We start from the raw sequence: 18,058 nt of genomic DNA, 5'->3' as shown, positions 1-18,058 counted from the left end.
AAGCTTTCATGCGAGAAATATATTTGTCATGTCTCATAAAGTGCCTGCCGTCGAACCCGTTACCGATAAGGATACGCTGATCAAGTATCTTGAGAAGGGCATCAAGCCGCGTGAAAGTTGGCGAATTGGCACTGAGCATGAGAAATTCGTTTACCGTTTGTCGGATTACGCGCCGCTGGCTTATGATGGACACCCCGGAATACGCCAAATCCTTGAGAAGTTACAGCGATATGGCTGGGCTCCAGTGATGGAGAAGGATAATGTTATCGCTTTAAAGAAAACTGATGGATCCTCTGTGACCTTAGAGCCTGGGGGCCAGTTTGAACTGTCTGGTGCTCCATTAGCTAACATTCACCAGACATGTAATGAAGTACAGTCGCACCTCACCGAAGTTAAGGCAGTTTGTGAAGAGATTGGCGCAGGTATGTCCGGGATTGGATTTGTGCCGAAATGGCGTCGCGACGAAATACCGTGGATGCCAAAGGGCCGTTACAAAGTTATGCGAGACTATATGTTAACAACTGGTTCACTCGGTCATGACATGATGCTTCGAACTTCTACTGTGCAAGTTAATTTAGACTTTTCCTCTGAGGCCGATATGGTGCAAAAAATGCGCATTGCTGTTGCTCTGCAACCCGTTGCAACAGCACTCTTTGCCAACTCCCCTTTCACCGAAGGACGCCCCAATGGATTTTTGAGCTACCGGAGTCACACTTGGACTGACACTGATCCCGATCGTTCAGGTATGCTGCCCTTTATCTTTGATGATGATTTTGGGTTTGAGCGCTGGGTGGATTATGTGCTCGATGTTCCAATGTATTTTGTCTATCGCGAGGGTGTCTACAAGGACGTAGCCGGCCACTCTTTTCGAGATTTTATGGCTGGAAAGCTGAAAGGATTTGAGGGAGTCTACCCTAGCCTGCAGGACTGGGAAGATCACATGACAACACCATTCCCAGAAGTGCGGCTCAAGCACTTTATTGAGATGCGTGGCGCCGATGGGGGACCGTGGAGCCGTCTATGCGCATTGCCGGCTCTTTGGGTGGGGTTGCTATACGACTCTGAGTCTCAGAATGAGGCGTGGGACCTTATAAAGGATTGGACAACCGGGGAGATGCAGTGCCTCCGTGCGTCCGTTCCTAAATATGCTCTTAAGACGCAATTCCGCGGCCGACCGCTGCAGGATATAGCCACATACATGGTGGAAATCGCTGGAAATGGGCTCAAAAGACGTAGGATTGCAAGCGGCACTAAAAGTGACGAGTGCAGTTACATAGAAACATTGCAAGAGATTGCTGAAAGTGGAATAAGCCCGGCGGAAAAATTACTTGAAAGATTTGAGAATGATTGGGACGGCGACATAAGCCGAGTGTATGAAGAAACTACCTATTAGGCTATCTCCAAATGAGAAGGACTGTATTTTTGCGTATTCTGATAGGAGAATTCGCCACTTTCTACATTTTATTTGCTAAAATAAATATTTAATTGATCAAGCTGCAGTCCCACCAACAGTCAATCCGTTTAAGCGGAGCGTTGGTTGCCCAACACCAACTGGAACACTTTGCCCATTCTTTCCGCAACTCCCTATGCCAGGGTCCAATTGAATATCATTTCCTACCATTGCAATTCGTGTGAGTACGTCTGGGCCATTTCCAATAAGCGTAGCGCCTTTAACTGGAGGGCCCAATTTCCCGTTTTCAATCAAATACGCTTCAGTGCAGCTGAATACAAATTTACCGCTTGTTATGTCAACTTGTCCGCCACCAAAATTAACTGCGTAAATACCCTTTTCGACTGACTGTAAAATTTCACTTGGATCTTTATCGCCGTTTTTCATGTAGGTGTTGGTCATTCGAGGCATCGGCAGGTGCGCATATGACTGACGGCGGCCATTCCCTGTGGTCTGCATTCCCATCAATCGAGCATTCATCCGATCTTGTATGTAGCCGGTAAGAATTCCATCCTCAATCAGGACGGTTTCATCCGGTGCCGTACCTTCGTCATCAATTGTGATAGACCCACGACGATTGGCTATTGTACCATCATCCACAACTACCACACCAGGGCTTGCCACGCGTTCCCCAAGAAGCCCCGAGAATGCCGAGGTTTTTTTCCTATTGAAATCCCCCTCGAGCCCATGTCCAATGGCTTCGTGTAATAAAATGCCGGGCCATCCCGGTCCTAATACCACCACCATTTCGCCTGCGGGTGTTGGCACAGATTCTAAGTTGACCAACGCTTGTCGCAATGCTTCGTTGGCTTGATTTTGCCACGCACCAGGCTCAATAAAGGCCGAATAGCCGGACCGTCCGCCAGTGCCCCGAGAACCGTTTTCCATACGACCGTTATCAGCGACCGTGACTGAGATGTTAAGTTGAACCAATGGACGAATATCTGCGGTGTGAGACCCATTAGGCCTCATAATACGTATCGCCTGCCATTCGCCAGAAATGGAGGCCATTACTTGCACTACACGGTCGTCAATGCTCCGTAAATACTCATCAATATCTGACAGAAGCGCTACTTTTGAATCAAAGTCCATCTCGGTCATTGGGTTTAGGTCTGGATAGAGAGGTTTGTCTGTCGCGGTAGGAGGCAGCGCAAGTTTTCCACTATGACCAGACTTTACAGCAGAAATAGTCTTTGCAGCGCGTTGAATTGCGTTGAGGCTCAGCTCTGGTGAATGCGCGTAGGCTGTTGCTTCGCCCAAAACTGCACGTAATCCGAATCCCTGCATTGTGTCGTAATGTGCATTCTTTATTTTACTATCATCTAACGTGATGGCCTCAGATTGGCAGTACTCAAGATATAACTCACCATCGTCCGCCCCCAAAAGAGCCTCACTTATTACTGCATCTAAACGCGACGGGTCTAGGCCGCCGCGTTCGAAAAAGATCTGGTTTGTTGAAAATAAATGATCCATTTGGTCTAGCCATTACTGTGGTAGGGCGCTTCTAAAATATGAATTTACTAATAGAGTCATAAATCTTGAAAATATAGGTCTTTTTGCGCAAAGATGTCGATATAAGAAACGACCTACCGCACTACTGTTAATTTCTCCCAACTTGGGTATTCTGCATTAACGGAAATAATTGGGGGTAATTTTGCGACATAGTGTCACGCAGAATAGGCCTATAGCCCAGCGAGTGATATATTGAGCGATGCAAGGATGTCTAGGCTGGAGTAGATGAAGTCGTCGTTTTCAACCACACGACCACAGATGGTTGGGGGAGTTATGAATTCACATTTGATCAATGCCGTTATTACGGTCCTTTTTGGTATAACAGGTTTTGCGACAAATAGTGTTGCAGAGATGTCGGCAGGTCCGCAACCGTGGCAGCTCGGATTACAACCTTCTGCATCACCTACGATGGATATGATAGAAGGGTTCCATTTTCAGCTAGTCATAATTATCACACTAATTTCATTGTTTGTGCTGGGTTTGTTGGTTTATGTAGCGGTTAGATTTCGCGAAAAAAGAAACCCCATTCCATCTAAAACAACACACAATTCTGTCATCGAGGTTTTGTGGACAGCGATACCCGTTGTTATCTTAGTGGTAATTTCAGTACCTTCGTTCAAGCTTTTGTATTTCGCTGATAGGATCGAAGAGGCTGATATGACGTTGAAAGTTACTGGAAACCAATGGAATTGGACTTATCAATACCCAGATCATGGTAATTTCGAATTCACGGCCAACTTATTACAAGGCGAGGACCTAAAAGAGGCACAAAATGCTGCTGATAAATCCAAAGAAAAACGCCCGGTACTTCGGCAGCTCAGCACAGACAACCCGGTTGTACTGCCCGTCGGTAAAAAAGTGCGTTTATTGGTTACTGCTACCGACGTGTTGCATAATTGGGCCATCTCGCCACTCGCAGTTCGTATTGATACCGTGCCTGGGCGTCTCAATGAAACTTGGGTGGAGATAAAAAAACCTGGAACCTATTTTGGGTTTTGTTCTGAATTGTGTGGCTCCGGGCACGCTTTCATGCCGATTGAGGTTCATGCGGTGACTGAAGTTGAATTTAAACAATGGGTTAAAAAAGCTCAAAAAAAGTATGCCAAAGTTGATAATATAACACTACCCATAGCCACGAGAAGCAAGGACATAACGAATTCAATCAATTTGGCGGGCGGAACTGCTAATCAATAAACAATATGGATTAATTTTAATGCAAGGAAATTACCATGGCTGAAGCACCAACTGCCGACGCGCAAGGACATGAAAGTCATCATGAGCCCAAGGGCTGGCGGAGATTTGTTTACTCCACCAACCACAAAGATATAGGGACCATGTATCTAATATTTTCAGTTACTGCCGGATTGATCGGAGGTGCTTTCTCCGTATATATGCGCATGGAACTTCAGTCGCCTGGGGTGCAGTTTATGACAATGGAGGATGGTTCGCCTGATGGCCATCTTTGGAACATGTTCATCACCGCGCACGGGCTCATAATGGTATTTTTCGTTGTAATGCCAGCTTTGATAGGTGGGTTTGGTAATTGGATAGTCCCGCTGATGGTTGGTGCCCCCGACATGGCTTTTCCTCGGATGAATAACATCAGTTTTTGGCTCCTTCCTCCTGCCTTTCTTTTATTGTTGGGATCTGCTCTTCTCGGTGGTGGTGCTGGAACCGGTTGGACAATTTACCCACCACTCTCAAGTGATACTGGACATCCCGGTCCTGCTGTGGACATGGCGATCTTCGCACTTCATGTGGCTGGAGCTTCATCAATATTAGGAGCCGTTAACTTCATAACTACAATTTTTAATATGAGAGCTCCGGGTATGACCCTCCATAAGATGCCATTGTTTGTGTGGTCGATGCTTATTACAGCATTTCTGCTCTTGCTCTCGCTACCAGTTCTGGCAGGTGCGATAACCATGCTGCTGACAGACCGAAATTTCGGCACGTCATTTTTTAAACCTGAAGGAGGAGGCGACCCAATTTTATTCCAACATCTTTTTTGGTTTTTTGGGCATCCGGAGGTTTACATCATGATCCTGCCGGGCTTCGGCATTATAAGCCATGTGGTCGCCACTTTTTCAAAAAAACCTGTTTTTGGTTATTTGGGCATGGCTTACGCGATGGTGTCCATAGGGTTCATTGGATTTATAGTGTGGGCACACCACATGTATACAGTTGGGCTCGATGTAGACACTCGAGCGTACTTCGTTGCGGCCACAATGGTAATTGCTGTACCAACGGGCATCAAAATTTTCAGTTGGATAGCAACGATGTGGGGAGGATCGATCCGTTTTGACACTCCAATGTTGTGGGCAGTCGGATTTATTTTCTTGTTTACTGTTGGGGGAGTAACTGGCGTAGTATTGGCAAACGCGGGCGTTGATTTGGTCTTGCATGATACGTATTACGTTGTTGCTCATTTTCATTATGTGTTGTCTCTAGGAGCCGTGTTTACAATTTTCTGTGGGATATACTATTGGCTGGGGAAAATGAGTGGTAGGCAGTATCCTGAATGGGCTGGAAAGTTGCACTTCTGGACAACCTTTATTGGCGTGAATATATGCTTTTTTCCACAACATTTCCTTGGTCTTGCAGGCATGCCGCGGCGCTATATCGATTATCCTGACGCATTGGCAGGATGGAACGCCGTTTCATCTTTCGGGGCATATTTTTCATTCGCTTCGACGCTGTTTTTCGTCGGAATGTTGATATACACGATCAATTGGGGCCGAAGAGTGGGGGATAATTATTGGGGTGAGGGAGCAACAACCCTTGAATGGACAATAAGTTCGCCACCACCATTTCATAGTTTTCATGAGATACCGCAAATTAAATAAGCAGGTTTTGGGGAGCATCACGTGGCGGAAACTGCCTTTAACCTAGATAGAAGAAATGGCTCACAGCTCGTTGATACAGAGCTTGTAGATTACTTAAAACTGCTTAAGCCGCGCGTGATGTCCCTTGTAGTGTTTTCGGGGCTCGCGGGACTTTTGTTAGCCCCGGGAAATCTACATCCGATTCTTGCCATCGTTGCTGTCTTATGTATCGCAGTTGGTTCTGGGGCAGCAGGTGCCATAAACATGTGGTATGACCGTGATATAGATGCTGTAATGGAAAGGACCAAATTACGGCCAATACCAAATGGGCGAATCGCGCCCGGAGATGCTCTTGGTTTTGGCATTGTGTTGGCTGTGGGATCTGTTGCAATCATGGGGCTGACTGTCAGTATTCCTGCTGCTTTGCTGCTAACCGTAGCCATCCTCTTTTACGTTTTTGTCTACACGATATGGCTCAAGCGCCGCACACCGCAGAACATCGTGATCGGTGGCGCAGCTGGCGCGTTCCCACCTATGATTGGGTGGGCAGCGGTTACTGGTAACATTTGCGTAGAATCCTTAGTTCTCTTTGCGTTGATATTTTTCTGGACACCACCTCATTTTTGGTCGCTGGCTCTGTACAGGGCCGGAGATTATGAAAAAGCAGGTGTTCCAATGCTGCCTGTGGTCGCCGGCAAGCGTGAGACTAAACGCCAAATAATTATTTATACTCTGGTGCTTCTACCTTTGGCCGTTGCTCCTGCACTCCTCGGCGTAACAGGTTGGCTGTACGGTAGCTTTTCATTAATCCTAGGTTTACTGTTCCTGGGCTCGGCTTTAGCAGTTTGGGTGGATAAGACGGAACGGGCATCAAGGCGTATGTTTACTTTTTCAATAATTTACTTATTTCTTTTATTCACGTTGATGATTGTAGATGGATCAACTGTGTTTAGTGCTTGAGGGATAAACGGTGGTAGTGGCAAGAAACAACGGCAAGCAAACTCCCAAAGATATCGGCCAAGATTTTATCGATCCTAAACGTCGTTTGCGGGCGAAAAATTTAGCGGTTGCCGGTGTGCTTGCAGGGCTAGCTCTTTTGTTTTACTTGGTTGCAATTGTTAAAATGAGTGGGGGTTAGGGTAGTTGGCACGATCTTTGGAGTCTAAAAATCGTCGTTTACTTGGTGCGCTTGCTCTTCTGGTAGTGGCCATGATTGGAATGTCATATGCTGCGGTGCCACTCTATGATTTGTTTTGTCGAGTCACCGGTTTTGGGGGGACTACCCAAATTGCTCAAACGCCAAGCGGAGAGCGCATTGATCGCGTAATTAAGGTGCGTTTTGATGCTAGCCTGAACGGTTCGTTCCCTTGGGAGTTCCAACCTGTGCAGCGGGAAATGTCTTTACAGGTAGGTGAGACGGGTTTGGCATTTTATCGTGCTCGAAATGATTCAAATATTCCTTTGGTTGGTACAGCTACGTTCAATGTAACTCCACTTAAGGCGGGACTTTATTTCAGCAAGATCGAATGTTTTTGTTTTCAAGAGCAGAAACTAGACTCGGGAGAGCAAATAGATATGCCAGTAACGTTTTTTATCGACCCGGAGATTGTGAAAGATCGAAATTTGGATGATGTGAATACAATAACCCTGTCCTATACTTTTTTTGAGGCTGACAAACCTTCTGCTAGTCTTGAAAAAAATGCGGCGACGGCGGTTGTAAAATAGTAGAAGAGGTGACTCCAAGATTTTACGTCTTGGATACAAGTAAGGAGGCTACATAGATGAGCTCCGAAGCGCATAATCAACAAACGCATGATTACCATTTGGTAGACCCAAGCCCGTGGCCCGCAGTTGGTTCGGCAGCCTCATTTTTTCTCTTTTTCGGCGTGGTTGTATTCTTACACCCGGACATGTTAGGCGTTGATCTTGAGGGGGTTGTTAGTAAACTTGGGGTCTGGGTATTCATGCCTGGGCTTGTTGGTGTGCTCGCGACAATGTGGTTTTGGTGGCGCGACGTTGTTCGCGAGGCCACCCACGAGGGGCACCATAAGCCGGTAGTGCAGCTGGGGCTTCGTTACGGCATGATGTTGTTCATAGCATCGGAGGTTATGTTTTTCGCTGCTTTTTTCTGGGCCTATTTTGACGCTAGCCTATATGCCAATGAGATCAAACAATTTAGTCGGGTTGAATCGACTGGAGGTGTGTGGCCCCCCAAGGGTATTGAGACACTTCCGACATTCGGCGTCCCATTTATGAACACGCTTGTGCTGCTTCTCTCCGGCTGCACCGTTACGTGGGCTCACCACGCTTTACGAGAAGGCAATCAAAAAGATTTGGTCGCTGGGCTTGGGTTTACGATTATCCTCGGCATTATATTTACAGGGCTACAAGTTTACGAATATGTGCATGCTACCTTCACTATGGAGAGCGGCATATATGGTTCTACTTTCTTTTTAGCTACCGGCTTTCATGGTTTTCACGTTATCGTTGGCACTTGCTTTTTGACCGTGTGTTACTTCCGTGCTCGGAGGGGGCATTTCAAAATTGATCAGCACTTTGGCTTGGAAGCTGCCGCGTGGTATTGGCATTTCGTTGACGTTGTTTGGTTGTTTCTGTTTTGTGCAATATACTGGTGGGGAGCTTAATTAACGCTGCTTGACGTTGATTGGTTTTCATGTCATCGACAATACTTCTAATTTACTTATTGTTCTAACGCGTGGATGGTAATTGGTTTCGGGTCAACCTGTCCCGCACAAGCTTTTCACAATCTTGGGCTGTCTACTTGGCGTTTTATGTCTTTTTTGACAGAGTATAGTTCGGCTAACGTTCCGTAAATGTTTTGAGTTGACTGACCTTTCGCGCTTATGCTCGTGTCACGCGAGAATACGAGCTTTACCGTATCACATTTAGATTGAGCTTTTGCAACGTCACTAATTAAAATGCTCTACTTTTTTAGCAAATCGTTTTGAGAATAAGATATGTCTTTTCATTTCAAGCTTTGGCCAACAATCCTTACGACTATAATGTTCTTTGTTCTTGTTGCTTTGGGTTCTTGGCAAATTCAACGTTTAAATTGGAAGAACGAGTTGATCACGAAAATACAAACACGGGCTACGGAAAGGCCGGTGTTATTGGCAAAACATCCAGTTGACATGGAGGAACTTGAATTCCAAAGGGTAAATGTTCGTGGACGGTTTGACCACAGCACCGAATTTCACCTTGTAAATCGGTCACTGAATGGAAACCCAGGGTTGCATATAATCACGCCTTTTTTAAGAAGTGACAAGAGTGGGGTCTTACTTGTCAATCGCGGTTGGGTTCCATTTGAGAAAAAAAATGCAAAATCCCGGCGTGAAGGCTTAGTCGCGGGTGAGATTGAACTAAATGGTATAATTCGTCTTATAAAAGGTCCAGGAGCATTTACGCCTGCGAATGATCCAGGGACAAACCACTGGTTTTTTATTGACCCTGCGGCAAAGTCCAAGATAAGCGGCCACTCATTTTTATCCGGTTTTTATTTACTTGATGGTAACGTTGAGGTGCCGGGTGGTTTTCCTGTTGGTCATCAGTGGACACTAGATATTCGAAATGATCACCTACAATACGCAATTACATGGTACTCATTAGCATTGGCCTTGTTAGTGATATTTTTCGTTTATCATCGGCAAAAAGACTAGTTTTTATGAAAAATGCCTACCGGGAGTTAGAGAAACGGTTTCGTCGAGTTAACTTGCTACGTCAGGCTGTGGGATTGCTGCAATGGGATCAGTCTGTCACGATGCCGCCAGGAGGGGCAAATGCACGCGGCGCACAACTTGCAGAATTAAAAGTTATTGTTCATGAGATAGTTACCGACAGGCGCACAGAAGAGTTATTGTTGGATGTGGATATCAGTCGTCTTGGGAAGTGGCAAGCGGCTAATGTCAGGGAGATTCGGCATGCATGGTCTCATGCAAAAGCAGTACCCAAGGACCTTATCGCGGCACGTAGTAAAGCTTGTACAGCCTGTGAAGCAAACTGGCGTACAGCACGTGCTAGCGCTGATTTTAAAAAAGTCCTGCCAGATTTCAAAGATGTAGTTGATCTCACTAGGGAGGTCGCTGAAGCAAAGGCGGCAGCTTTAAATGTCTCTGCTTATGATTCTTTGTTCTGTCAGTATGCGCCGGGCATGTCCATTGATGAGGTTGATCCAATCTTCGATGACTATCTTTCCTTCTTGCCTAAATTTTTAGGGCGAGTGTTAGCACATCAGGGCTCCGTTCCACCCCCGCGTGATTTAAAAGGGCCCTTTGAGTTGGAGGAACAGCGCCAAGTTGCTCGACGTCTTGCTGAAGTAGTGGGGCTCGATTTCGGATCGGCTCGTCTTGACGAGAGCGAACATCCTTTTTCAGGTGGAGTGCCGGGTGATAGTCGTATTACTACTCGCTATAAAAAGGCTGATTTCTCTGAGGCAATGATGGCGGTTCTGCATGAAACTGGACACGCCATGTATGAACGCGGTCGTCCACCGGAATGGCATGAACAACCAGTCGGCTGCTCACGTGGCATGGTTATTCACGAAAGCCAATCTCTTATAGTTGAAATGCAAGCTTGTAGATCAAGGGAATTTTTTGAATGGGCTGCGCCGATGTTTGCGGATGCATTTGGCGGCATTGGGCCTGCTTGGGGTGCTGACGAATTTTATAAAAGGGCTACTGCAGTGAGGCCAAGCCTAATTCGTATTGATGCTGATGAGGTTACTTATCCTGCGCACATAATATTGCGGACGCAGCTTGAACGCGCTTTATTAGCAAAAGACCTTTTGCCCGTCGACTTGCCGGGAGCTTGGAATGAAAAAATCCGGCAACTTCTCGATGTTTCTCCATCTAACGATGCTGAGGGCTGTTTGCAGGACATTCACTGGTATGATGGAGCATGGGGATATTTCCCCACCTATACACTTGGCGCGATGGCAGCGGCTCAGATTTTCAAGGCCGCTATCGCCAAAAATCGTAAGATACTCCACTCCATCGCTAACGGGGATTTTAAACCACTTATGACGTGGTTGTTAAGTAACATCCATAAGCATGGTTGTTTGTTTTCCGCCCAAGAACTGCTGACCAGAGCTACCGGCCGGAAACTAGATCCAGATGCATTTAAATTACACCTCCATGAAAGGTATTTATCTTAATGGCGGAGACTCAATTTTTTTTTATTGTGGGGGCCACATTATTTCTAGCGGGGCTCACTAAAGGTGTAATCGGACTTGGGCTGCCGACCGTTTCGCTGACCATTTTAACAGCTTTCTTCGGGCTAAAGGATGCAATTCCATTGATACTAATACCCTCTTTGGCGACCAATCTTTTCCAAGCACTTTCTGGTCCACACCTTAAGGAACTGATAACGCGTTTTTGGCCATTGTTATTAGCAGGAGTTATCGGAATTTTTGCAGTATCAGAAGTTTTTGCGAATTCAAGTAGTGAGCAGTTATCGCTAATACTCGGAATTTCTATCATCATCTATTCAGGGTTTGGGTTGTCATTGACTAATCGCCTAAATTTAACAAAGCGAGAAAAATGGTATTCACCGATTATTGGAATTTTCACTGGGGCCTTGACCGGATTGACGGGTTCTTTCGTAGTGCCGGCGGTGCCTTATCTTCAATCTCTTGGGTTGCAGAGGGATCAATTTATTCAGGCCATGGGTATTTGGTTCTCAGTTGCAACCGGAGCGCTTACCGTTATGTTAGGAATCAGAGGCTTATTGCTGATGGATCAAAATATCATTTCAACAGCGGCATTGCTTCCAGCGTTGATAGGCGTGTCGATTGGGCAGGTTATTCGTCGTAAGCTTTCAGAAACACGATTTCGCAGAATCTTCTTTTTCTCATTGCTGTTCATGGGCATATATATAATCGTGGGTTCGGCACAATGAGGATCATGTATTATCACTTCGCGCTATCACTATGGTGCTGGCCTTATGTTTTAAGAGGGTAAATTTTTGTTTTACATTAGCACTCGCGGTTCTGCTCCCGCCCTAGCATTCGATGAGGTTCTTCTAGCGGGGCTTGCTTCCGATGGCGGGCTGTATGTGCCCAGTGCTTGGCCACAGGTTTCCTCGGTAGAACAAGTTGAATTAATTAATCTCAATTATTCTGATCTTGCTTGTCGGCTGATGTTTCCTTTTGTGGGCGACTCCATCGCTGAGGACGATTTTGCTGAGATAGTGAGTGCATCATATTCAGAATTTACTAATGACCAGGTAGCTCCACTAAAAAAACTAGTTGATGGGGTTTGGTTGCTTGAACTGTTTCATGGACCAACGTTAGCGTTTAAGGATATAGCTCTACAATTACTAGGGCGTTTATTCGATTACATTCTCACTCGTCGTGGCGAGCGCATCACGATTGTCGGGGCTACTTCTGGTGATACTGGGTCTGCAGCTATTGAGGCTTGTAAGGGGCGCCAGTCGGTTGATATCTTTATTCTGCATCCAGCAGGTCGTGTTTCCGATGTCCAGCGTCGGCAGATGACGACCGTATCATCAGAAAATGTTTATAATATTGCAATAAATGGAACATTCGATGATTGTCAGGATTTAGTGAAGGCTTGTTTTAACGATCTACATTTTAGAGAACGAGTGAACTTATCAGCGGTAAATTCAATAAACTGGGCGCGTATTATGGCGCAAATTGTATATTACTTTTGGGCTGGCCTCAAACTTGGAGCTCCGGATCAGGGCGCAACTTTTATTGTGCCAACGGGTAATTTTGGTAATATTTTTGCTGGATACGGAGCCCACTTAATGGGGCTTCCGGTAAAGAAATTAGTTGTGGCCTCAAATCAAAATGATATCCTTGTCCGGTTTTTTAAAAAAAATGAAATGGTGATGGAGCCAGTTGTCCCTACAGTTTCTCCTAGTATGGATATACAAGTTTCAAGTAATTTTGAGCGGTTGCTGTTTGATTTGTTGGGTCGTAAATCCGGCGATGTGTCTGAGGCAATGCACAATTTTCGCAAAACGGGCAAATTAGTAGTTCCAAATTTTGCATGGAAAGAGGCAAGAAAATTATTCGATGCCAGAAAGGTTGACGACAACACAACCCTTAGGACGATTGCTAAGATTTCTTCTGAACAAAATGTGTTAATTGACCCCCACACTGCTATTGGTATTGAAACTGCGTTTGAAATGAGCTCAAAGCTCTCTCGTCCCATTGTTTCTCTTGCAACCGCGCACCCAGCAAAATTCCCTAATGCTGCAAAAAAAGCCGTTGGTCAGATCCCTGCACTTCCGCCATCTTTAAGCGATTTATACGAGCGTAAAGAAAATTTCACCGTATTACCGAATGAATTAGATATACTTCAGGATTTTATTTGCGCAAAAAAGTACTGAGGGGCCCAATGAGCGTAGAATTTACAGCGTTGGAAAATGGACTAAGAGTTGTGACCCATGAAATGCCGGGAGTAGAGAGTGCTTCAATTGGCGTGTGGGTTGGATCTGGTACGCGTCATGAGTCAAATGAGAATAACGGGGTGGCCCACCTTTTAGAACATATGGCTTTTAAGGGTACTCGGCGGCGCAATGCTAAGGATATTGCTGCTGAAATCGAGGCTGTGGGCGGTCATTTAAATGCATACACGGGCAGGGAAAGCACCGCTTATTTTGCTAAGATGCTGGCGCCCGATATCGCACTTGCTGCAGACATAATTGCAGACATTCTTCAGAATGCAACCTTTGACCAAGTTGAGTTGGATCGCGAAAGGCAGGTCGTCCTGCAAGAGATTGGTCAGGCTGCGGACACGCCGGATGACATCATTTTTGATTACTATCAGGCTGCCGCTTTCCCGGATCAGTCCATGGGTCTTCCGGTTCTGGGTCGGCGCGAAAACGTACAGGCAATGAGTCGCGAAACTATTAAAAGCTTCCTCCAAAGTAATTATGGATCCGAACGTGCAGTGTTATCAGCCGCAGGCAAAGTGCAGCATGAGGATATTGTGGGCATGGCGGAGGAATTATTTGCTTCTTTCCCAACCTCCAAGATTGTTACAAAGCATGAGCCAGCGCATTACTGCGGGGGCGAAAAGCGTGTTGAATCAGACCTTGAGCAGGTACACTTTTTAATTGGATTTAAGGGTTTTCCTTTCGGTGATCCAGATTTCTATGCTTTGAGCGTGCTGTCGACGATCTTAGGAGCTGGTATGTCCTCACGTTTATTTCAGGAAATAAGAGAAAAACGCGGGCTTGCGTATTCAGTTTACTCATTTTCTGCTGCCTATAGTGATGCTGGCACTTTTGGGATATATGCTGGCACTGGCCCTGATCAAGTTGATGATCTGGTGCCCGCTTTATGTGATGAAATTGTAAAATTTGCATCCAGTATTCAACATGAAGAAGTGAGGCGCGCCTGCGTACAGTTGAAGGCCGGCACATTAATGTCATTGGAATCAACTGGTGGCCGTGCTGAACAACTGGGCCAACAAACACTTGTTTATGGAGCTCCCCTTTCCTTACATGATCTGATACAGCGTATTGAGGCTGTTGACTTGGGGCAAGTGCAGCGGACGGCTGCACGCTTATTCACAAGCAGACCAACATTAACCGCTACAGGCGTTCTAAAAAAACTTGAGAGTTACGACAAGATTTGTAGCAGGCTTCAACTCTAAGGGGCGGTGGAATGGTGCTATTAAAATCCCTGTTTGAGCGCCATACGCCCCACATTACTGGTGTTAGGGTCTTCATTCGTCCGCCGAGTAGGTGGGATTGCAAGCAATGGGTTGCTCTTCGGGGCGAAAGCCGAGAGTTTTTAGTTCCTTGGGAACCAAGTTGGCCTGTTGATGGTGCGTCAGCGATAGCATATAGAAGACGGCTTCAGCGATTTAAGGCTGAGTGGCGATATGCTACTGGGTATCCATTTTTTATTTTTGAACATGAACGGCAACGATTGGTGGGAGGTATAACTATGTCCAACCTGCGGCGTGGAGTGGCCCAAAGCGCTAGTATCGGATATTGGATTGGTGCGCCATTCGCCCGAAAGGGATATATGTTCGACGCGCTGCGCCTTATCATCTCCTATGCCTTCGATAATTTGGCATTAAATCGTGTCGAGGCAGCTTGTCTTGTGCACAACGAACCAAGTCGAAACCTTCTTAAGAAAGCGGGATTTTATGAAGAAGGACTGCTGCGACAATATCTCTGTATTAATGGTCGGTGGCAAGATCACATCTGTTATTCCCTTCTAAAGACCGACCCGAGACCGTGATGTTTTCATCTCAGGGGGCAAAAATCAATTATTCGATGCATGGACAGCGGAATGTTTTTAACAACATATTCGTGTTTGGTAATAACTAAGCGTGTCCAGTTTCAGCTGAGAGAAAGCTCAAATCTATGCCGATAGAGGAGATAGCACATTCCCACTTTTTGTCATTTTGCAAATTAAATATTAGCTCTCGGTCTGCCGAGGATTGTAGCCATGCGTTCTGCTGTATTTCATCATCTAGCTGGTTGGGACCCCATCCCGCATAACCGAGCGCGAGCAGAGATTGTGCCGGGCCACGGTTCTGAGCGATATCACTCAGAACATCTATGGTTGCGGTCAATCCCAAACCTTCGGTTATGCTGATCGTACTGTCCTGTTGATAATCGAGTGAATGCAAAATAAATCCTCGTCCTGTGTCCAGAGGGCCGCCGTGATGAACTGGTCGATCATCAATTATTCCATGGACGCCTATGTCCAGCTGTTCGAGTAATTCCGGAAAAGCTAAAGAGTCTATAGTTTTGTTCACAACCAGTCCCATTGCGCCCTCCTCGTTGTGCACACAGATGTATATCACGCTTTTAGTAAAGCGAGGATCAGTCATTGCAGGCATAGCGATTAGTATCTGCCCTGTTAGATAGCCTGGATTTGTGCTGGCGACGGTCTTATTTGGCTCATTCATGCGACTATTTTCCATATTTCATATGATCCTCATGATAGCGACTAGAGGGTAATAAGGGAACTAATGCAGTTGCGAAATTATGCTTATGGGATTGCTTAAGTAACCTATGCATCAAAATTTTGGTTTTTTACATTAGCCATTCTATTTTGCGAGATAAAAGCTATGTTATTGGTGAAAGGCGTGGTCTGCGGAAATCGTAATATGAAGCTGAGAATACTTTTTTTGATCATTTGCTTGTATTTTCCTATTGCAAATGCAAATGGCGCTTCAAGTGAATGGCAGCGTGAAGAGCAAGTTGCTGTGAGGTTAGTGAGTGCATTTATTTCAACTGGTTCAGCAACTACGATACCGCTAGGGATACAATTCAAGTTAAAACCTGGATGGAAAATATATTGGCGGTCGCCGGGTGATGCAGGGCTACCTCCAAAGGTTACATGGGATAGGTCCGAAAATGTTAAAGATTTAGTTGTTGGTTGGCCGGTCCCAAAAAGATTTTCCGTACTTGGTCTTGAAACACTGGGATACCTTGATGAAGTCATTCTGCCATTGGAGTTGAAACGCATATCATCTGGGCCGACTATCGTTAGGGTACAGCTAGAATACCTTATTTGTGAAAAAATTTGCATCCCATACGTCAACACTCTGGAGTTGAGAATACCTGCAGGTAGGGCAGTATTATCTGATTATTCGAATCTGATCGCCAAGTATACTGCGCGCATACCAAAGCGTGATGGCCGTCATGGCCTTATCATAGAAAGCTCTCACTTGACTAAAAGTGGGGACAAAAATGAAGTTATTTTTTTCGCGCAGACAAAAGATATTTTCACACAACCAGATATATATATCGAGGGTCCGGCCGGTAGCCATTTCGGAAAACCGGAGGTTAATATTGCTCAAGATCGGAAGTTGGCAGAACTGCGAGTTCTGATCAGCGGCGTTGGGCGGGCGGCACTTGAGCAAGACGGCATAACAGCAACCTTAGTAGACGGTGATAAGTCGGTTGAGGCAAAACTTTATCCTAAATATAAGCCGTTAAATATAAATGTCTCATCTCGCTTTTCCCAAAATAAAGAATTAACTTTAGCAACTATTATAATATTGGCCTTGCTGGGTGGCTTAATTCTCAATGTCATGCCATGTGTCTTGCCAGTCCTATCAATTAAGCTTCTAGGTGTCATATCTAATTTAGGGAAAGATAGTAAAATAATTCGAGCGGGCTTTCTGGCTTCAGCTGCAGGCATCCTGTTTTCATTTATGACTCTAGCTGTCGCTTTAATTATTTTGAAAGCCGGAGGTGCTTCGGTCGGTTGGGGGATTCAATTTCAACAACCGATTTTTCTTGGCTTTTTGAGCGTGGTGTTAGGCCTTTTTGCATATAACCTTTTCGGCTTGTTTGAGGTTAAACTGCCGGCTTGGGTAGGAAGCATTGTCGCTAAGCGCATGAATAGAGATAACTTGGCGGAGCATTTTCTTGCAGGTGCGTTAGCGGCGCTTGTTGCTACTCCCTGCTCAGCCCCATTCCTTGGCACCGCCGTTGGCTTCGCGCTGAGCCAAGGTTGGCTTGAGATCCTTCTAGTGTTTTCTTCTCTTGGTGTTGGTTTGGCATCGCCGTATTTGTTAGTAGCTCTTTTCCCAGGATTGGCATGTTTTCTCCCGCGCCCTGGACCTTGGATGAACACAGTAAAACGTGTGCTTGGCGTCGCTTTAATAGCTACTGTGCTATGGCTGCTCTATGTATTTTCTAACGTACTTGATATGGGCGGGGCTGCCGCGCTCGGTGGATTTATAGTGACCATGGGTGTGATTTTATCCCTAAAAAAACTACCGGGCTCAACTCTAGGAAGGCGTTCGGGATTAATTGTCATCTTTCTGAGTGTAGCAGCAATTACTTTTCCAATAATGTGGAATACAGGGCTGAAGCCGACAGGTGACCGTTCTAATGTTTCGACAGCTGTGTGGCAAAAATTTGACGCGGTACAGATAAAAAAGTTGGTGGCTGATAGAAAGACTGTTTTGGTTGATGTTACGGCCGATTGGTGCGTTACTTGTCAGCTTAATAAGCGATTCGTTCTTAATGCAAACCGAGTTGTGGAGGCCCTTAAAACAGGCTCTATCATTGGTATGAGAGCGGATTGGACCATGCCAAATGATGATATAGCGCAATATCTTGGATCATTTGACCGTTTCGGCATACCATTTAACGTTGTATATGGTCCTCAAAAACCAGACGGTATTGTGTTGCCGGAATTACTTACGAATTCACTACTCAGTAGAGTTTTTAGTGAAGTGTCTGGTATGTGAGGACCAGTTTAATGGGTTCGACGCATCTAAAAAATATTTCAATTTATGGAAGCTTC

General features: G+C 45.6%; 16 protein-coding genes. 14 read left to right on the top strand and 2 right to left on the bottom strand.

Annotated features, from left to right (window positions below; translation table 11 throughout):
* The first annotated feature begins 28 nt into the window (after positions 1-28).
* Positions 29-1,393 (top strand): glutamate--cysteine ligase, encoded by a 1,365-nt coding sequence (locus VX941_03030; protein ID MEE2932379.1) that lies wholly within the window; start codon positions 29-31, stop codon positions 1,391-1,393.
* Between the two features lie 96 nt (positions 1,394-1,489).
* Here the strand turns inward: VX941_03030 and tldD are convergent, their stop codons facing one another.
* Entirely contained in the window at positions 1,490-2,923 is a 1,434-nt protein-coding gene (gene tldD / locus VX941_03025) for a metalloprotease TldD (GenBank protein ID MEE2932378.1), read from the bottom strand.
* A gap of 264 nt (positions 2,924-3,187) precedes the next feature.
* On the opposite strand from tldD, the gene coxB reads away from it, so the two are divergent.
* The 12 genes from coxB to VX941_02965 all read left to right on the top strand — a co-directional run bounded on the left by coxB (position 3,188) and on the right by VX941_02965 (position 15,025).
* On the top strand, positions 3,188-4,156 hold the full coding sequence (coxB, locus tag VX941_03020; protein MEE2932377.1) for a cytochrome c oxidase subunit II: 969 nt from the start codon (positions 3,188-3,190) through the stop codon (positions 4,154-4,156).
* Between the two features lie 35 nt (positions 4,157-4,191).
* Positions 4,192-5,808 (top strand): cytochrome c oxidase subunit I, encoded by a 1,617-nt coding sequence (gene ctaD, locus VX941_03015; protein MEE2932376.1) that lies wholly within the window; start codon positions 4,192-4,194, stop codon positions 5,806-5,808.
* Positions 5,809-5,829: 21 nt separating this feature from the next.
* Entirely contained in the window at positions 5,830-6,747 is a 918-nt protein-coding gene (gene cyoE, locus VX941_03010) for a heme o synthase (GenBank protein ID MEE2932375.1), read from the top strand.
* Between the two features lie 10 nt (positions 6,748-6,757).
* Positions 6,758-6,925, top strand: a complete 168-nt coding sequence (locus VX941_03005; protein ID MEE2932374.1) for a hypothetical protein — start codon at positions 6,758-6,760, stop codon at positions 6,923-6,925.
* 5 nt (positions 6,926-6,930) lie between these two features.
* Complete coding sequence (locus VX941_03000) at positions 6,931-7,512, top strand: cytochrome c oxidase assembly protein (protein ID MEE2932373.1); 582 nt, start codon at positions 6,931-6,933, stop codon at positions 7,510-7,512.
* A gap of 56 nt (positions 7,513-7,568) precedes the next feature.
* Positions 7,569-8,432, top strand: coding sequence for a cytochrome c oxidase subunit 3 (locus tag VX941_02995; GenBank protein MEE2932372.1), 864 nt, complete (start codon positions 7,569-7,571; stop codon positions 8,430-8,432).
* A gap of 333 nt (positions 8,433-8,765) precedes the next feature.
* Complete coding sequence (locus tag VX941_02990) at positions 8,766-9,464, top strand: SURF1 family protein (protein MEE2932371.1); 699 nt, start codon at positions 8,766-8,768, stop codon at positions 9,462-9,464.
* Positions 9,465-9,469: 5 nt separating this feature from the next.
* The gene (locus VX941_02985; GenBank protein MEE2932370.1) at positions 9,470-10,957 is read left to right on the top strand and encodes a carboxypeptidase M32; all 1,488 of its coding nucleotides are present in this window, start codon (positions 9,470-9,472) and stop codon (positions 10,955-10,957) included.
* Complete coding sequence (locus tag VX941_02980) at positions 10,957-11,700, top strand: sulfite exporter TauE/SafE family protein (GenBank protein ID MEE2932369.1); 744 nt, start codon at positions 10,957-10,959, stop codon at positions 11,698-11,700. The genes VX941_02985 and VX941_02980 overlap by 1 nt, the downstream gene beginning before the upstream one ends.
* A 66-nt stretch (positions 11,701-11,766) precedes the next feature.
* On the top strand, positions 11,767-13,158 hold the full coding sequence (gene thrC / locus VX941_02975; GenBank protein MEE2932368.1) for a threonine synthase: 1,392 nt from the start codon (positions 11,767-11,769) through the stop codon (positions 13,156-13,158).
* An 8-nt stretch (positions 13,159-13,166) separates the two neighbouring features.
* Positions 13,167-14,429, top strand: coding sequence for a pitrilysin family protein (locus tag VX941_02970; protein ID MEE2932367.1), 1,263 nt, complete (start codon positions 13,167-13,169; stop codon positions 14,427-14,429).
* An 11-nt stretch (positions 14,430-14,440) separates the two neighbouring features.
* A complete protein-coding gene (locus tag VX941_02965; GenBank protein MEE2932366.1) occupies positions 14,441-15,025 on the top strand; it encodes a GNAT family protein in 585 nt (194 codons plus the stop codon).
* Between the two features lie 85 nt (positions 15,026-15,110).
* Here VX941_02965 and VX941_02960 read toward each other — a convergent pair whose 3' ends face one another.
* On the bottom strand, positions 15,111-15,701 hold the full coding sequence (locus tag VX941_02960) for a YqgE/AlgH family protein (GenBank protein MEE2932365.1): 591 nt from the start codon (positions 15,699-15,701) through the stop codon (positions 15,111-15,113).
* Between the two features lie 201 nt (positions 15,702-15,902).
* On the opposite strand from VX941_02960, the gene VX941_02955 reads away from it, so the two are divergent.
* The gene (locus VX941_02955) at positions 15,903-18,002 is read left to right on the top strand and encodes a protein-disulfide reductase DsbD domain-containing protein (protein MEE2932364.1); all 2,100 of its coding nucleotides are present in this window, start codon (positions 15,903-15,905) and stop codon (positions 18,000-18,002) included.
* Positions 18,003-18,058 lie beyond the last annotated feature (56 nt).

The organism is Pseudomonadota bacterium, from assembly GCA_036339585.1.
Taxonomy (GTDB): domain Bacteria; phylum Pseudomonadota; class Alphaproteobacteria; order UBA8366; family UBA8366; genus UBA8366.
This window is presented reverse-complemented; position numbering and strand designations above follow the sequence as displayed.

What these genes read in the sequence shown, in the direction of transcription:
- VX941_02970 (MEE2932367.1), top strand. Translation starts at nt 13,167, where the DNA reads ATGAGCGTAGAATTTACAGCGTTGGAAAATGGACTAAGAGTTGTGACC.
- VX941_02980 (MEE2932369.1), top strand. Translation starts at nt 10,957, where the DNA reads ATGGCGGAGACTCAATTTTTTTTTATTGTGGGGGCCACATTATTTCTA.
- tldD (MEE2932378.1), bottom strand. Translation starts at nt 2,923, where the DNA reads ATGGATCATTTATTTTCAACAAACCAGATCTTTTTCGAACGCGGCGGC.
- VX941_02960 (MEE2932365.1), bottom strand. Translation starts at nt 15,701, where the DNA reads ATGAATGAGCCAAATAAGACCGTCGCCAGCACAAATCCAGGCTATCTA.
- VX941_02965 (MEE2932366.1), top strand. Translation starts at nt 14,441, where the DNA reads ATGGTGCTATTAAAATCCCTGTTTGAGCGCCATACGCCCCACATTACT.
- coxB (MEE2932377.1), top strand. Translation starts at nt 3,188, where the DNA reads ATGAAGTCGTCGTTTTCAACCACACGACCACAGATGGTTGGGGGAGTT.
- VX941_02985 (MEE2932370.1), top strand. Translation starts at nt 9,470, where the DNA reads ATGAAAAATGCCTACCGGGAGTTAGAGAAACGGTTTCGTCGAGTTAAC.
- VX941_03030 (MEE2932379.1), top strand. Translation starts at nt 29, where the DNA reads ATGTCTCATAAAGTGCCTGCCGTCGAACCCGTTACCGATAAGGATACG.
- VX941_02990 (MEE2932371.1), top strand. Translation starts at nt 8,766, where the DNA reads ATGTCTTTTCATTTCAAGCTTTGGCCAACAATCCTTACGACTATAATG.
- VX941_02995 (MEE2932372.1), top strand. Translation starts at nt 7,569, where the DNA reads ATGAGCTCCGAAGCGCATAATCAACAAACGCATGATTACCATTTGGTA.
- VX941_02955 (MEE2932364.1), top strand. Translation starts at nt 15,903, where the DNA reads ATGAAGCTGAGAATACTTTTTTTGATCATTTGCTTGTATTTTCCTATT.
- ctaD (MEE2932376.1), top strand. Translation starts at nt 4,192, where the DNA reads ATGGCTGAAGCACCAACTGCCGACGCGCAAGGACATGAAAGTCATCAT.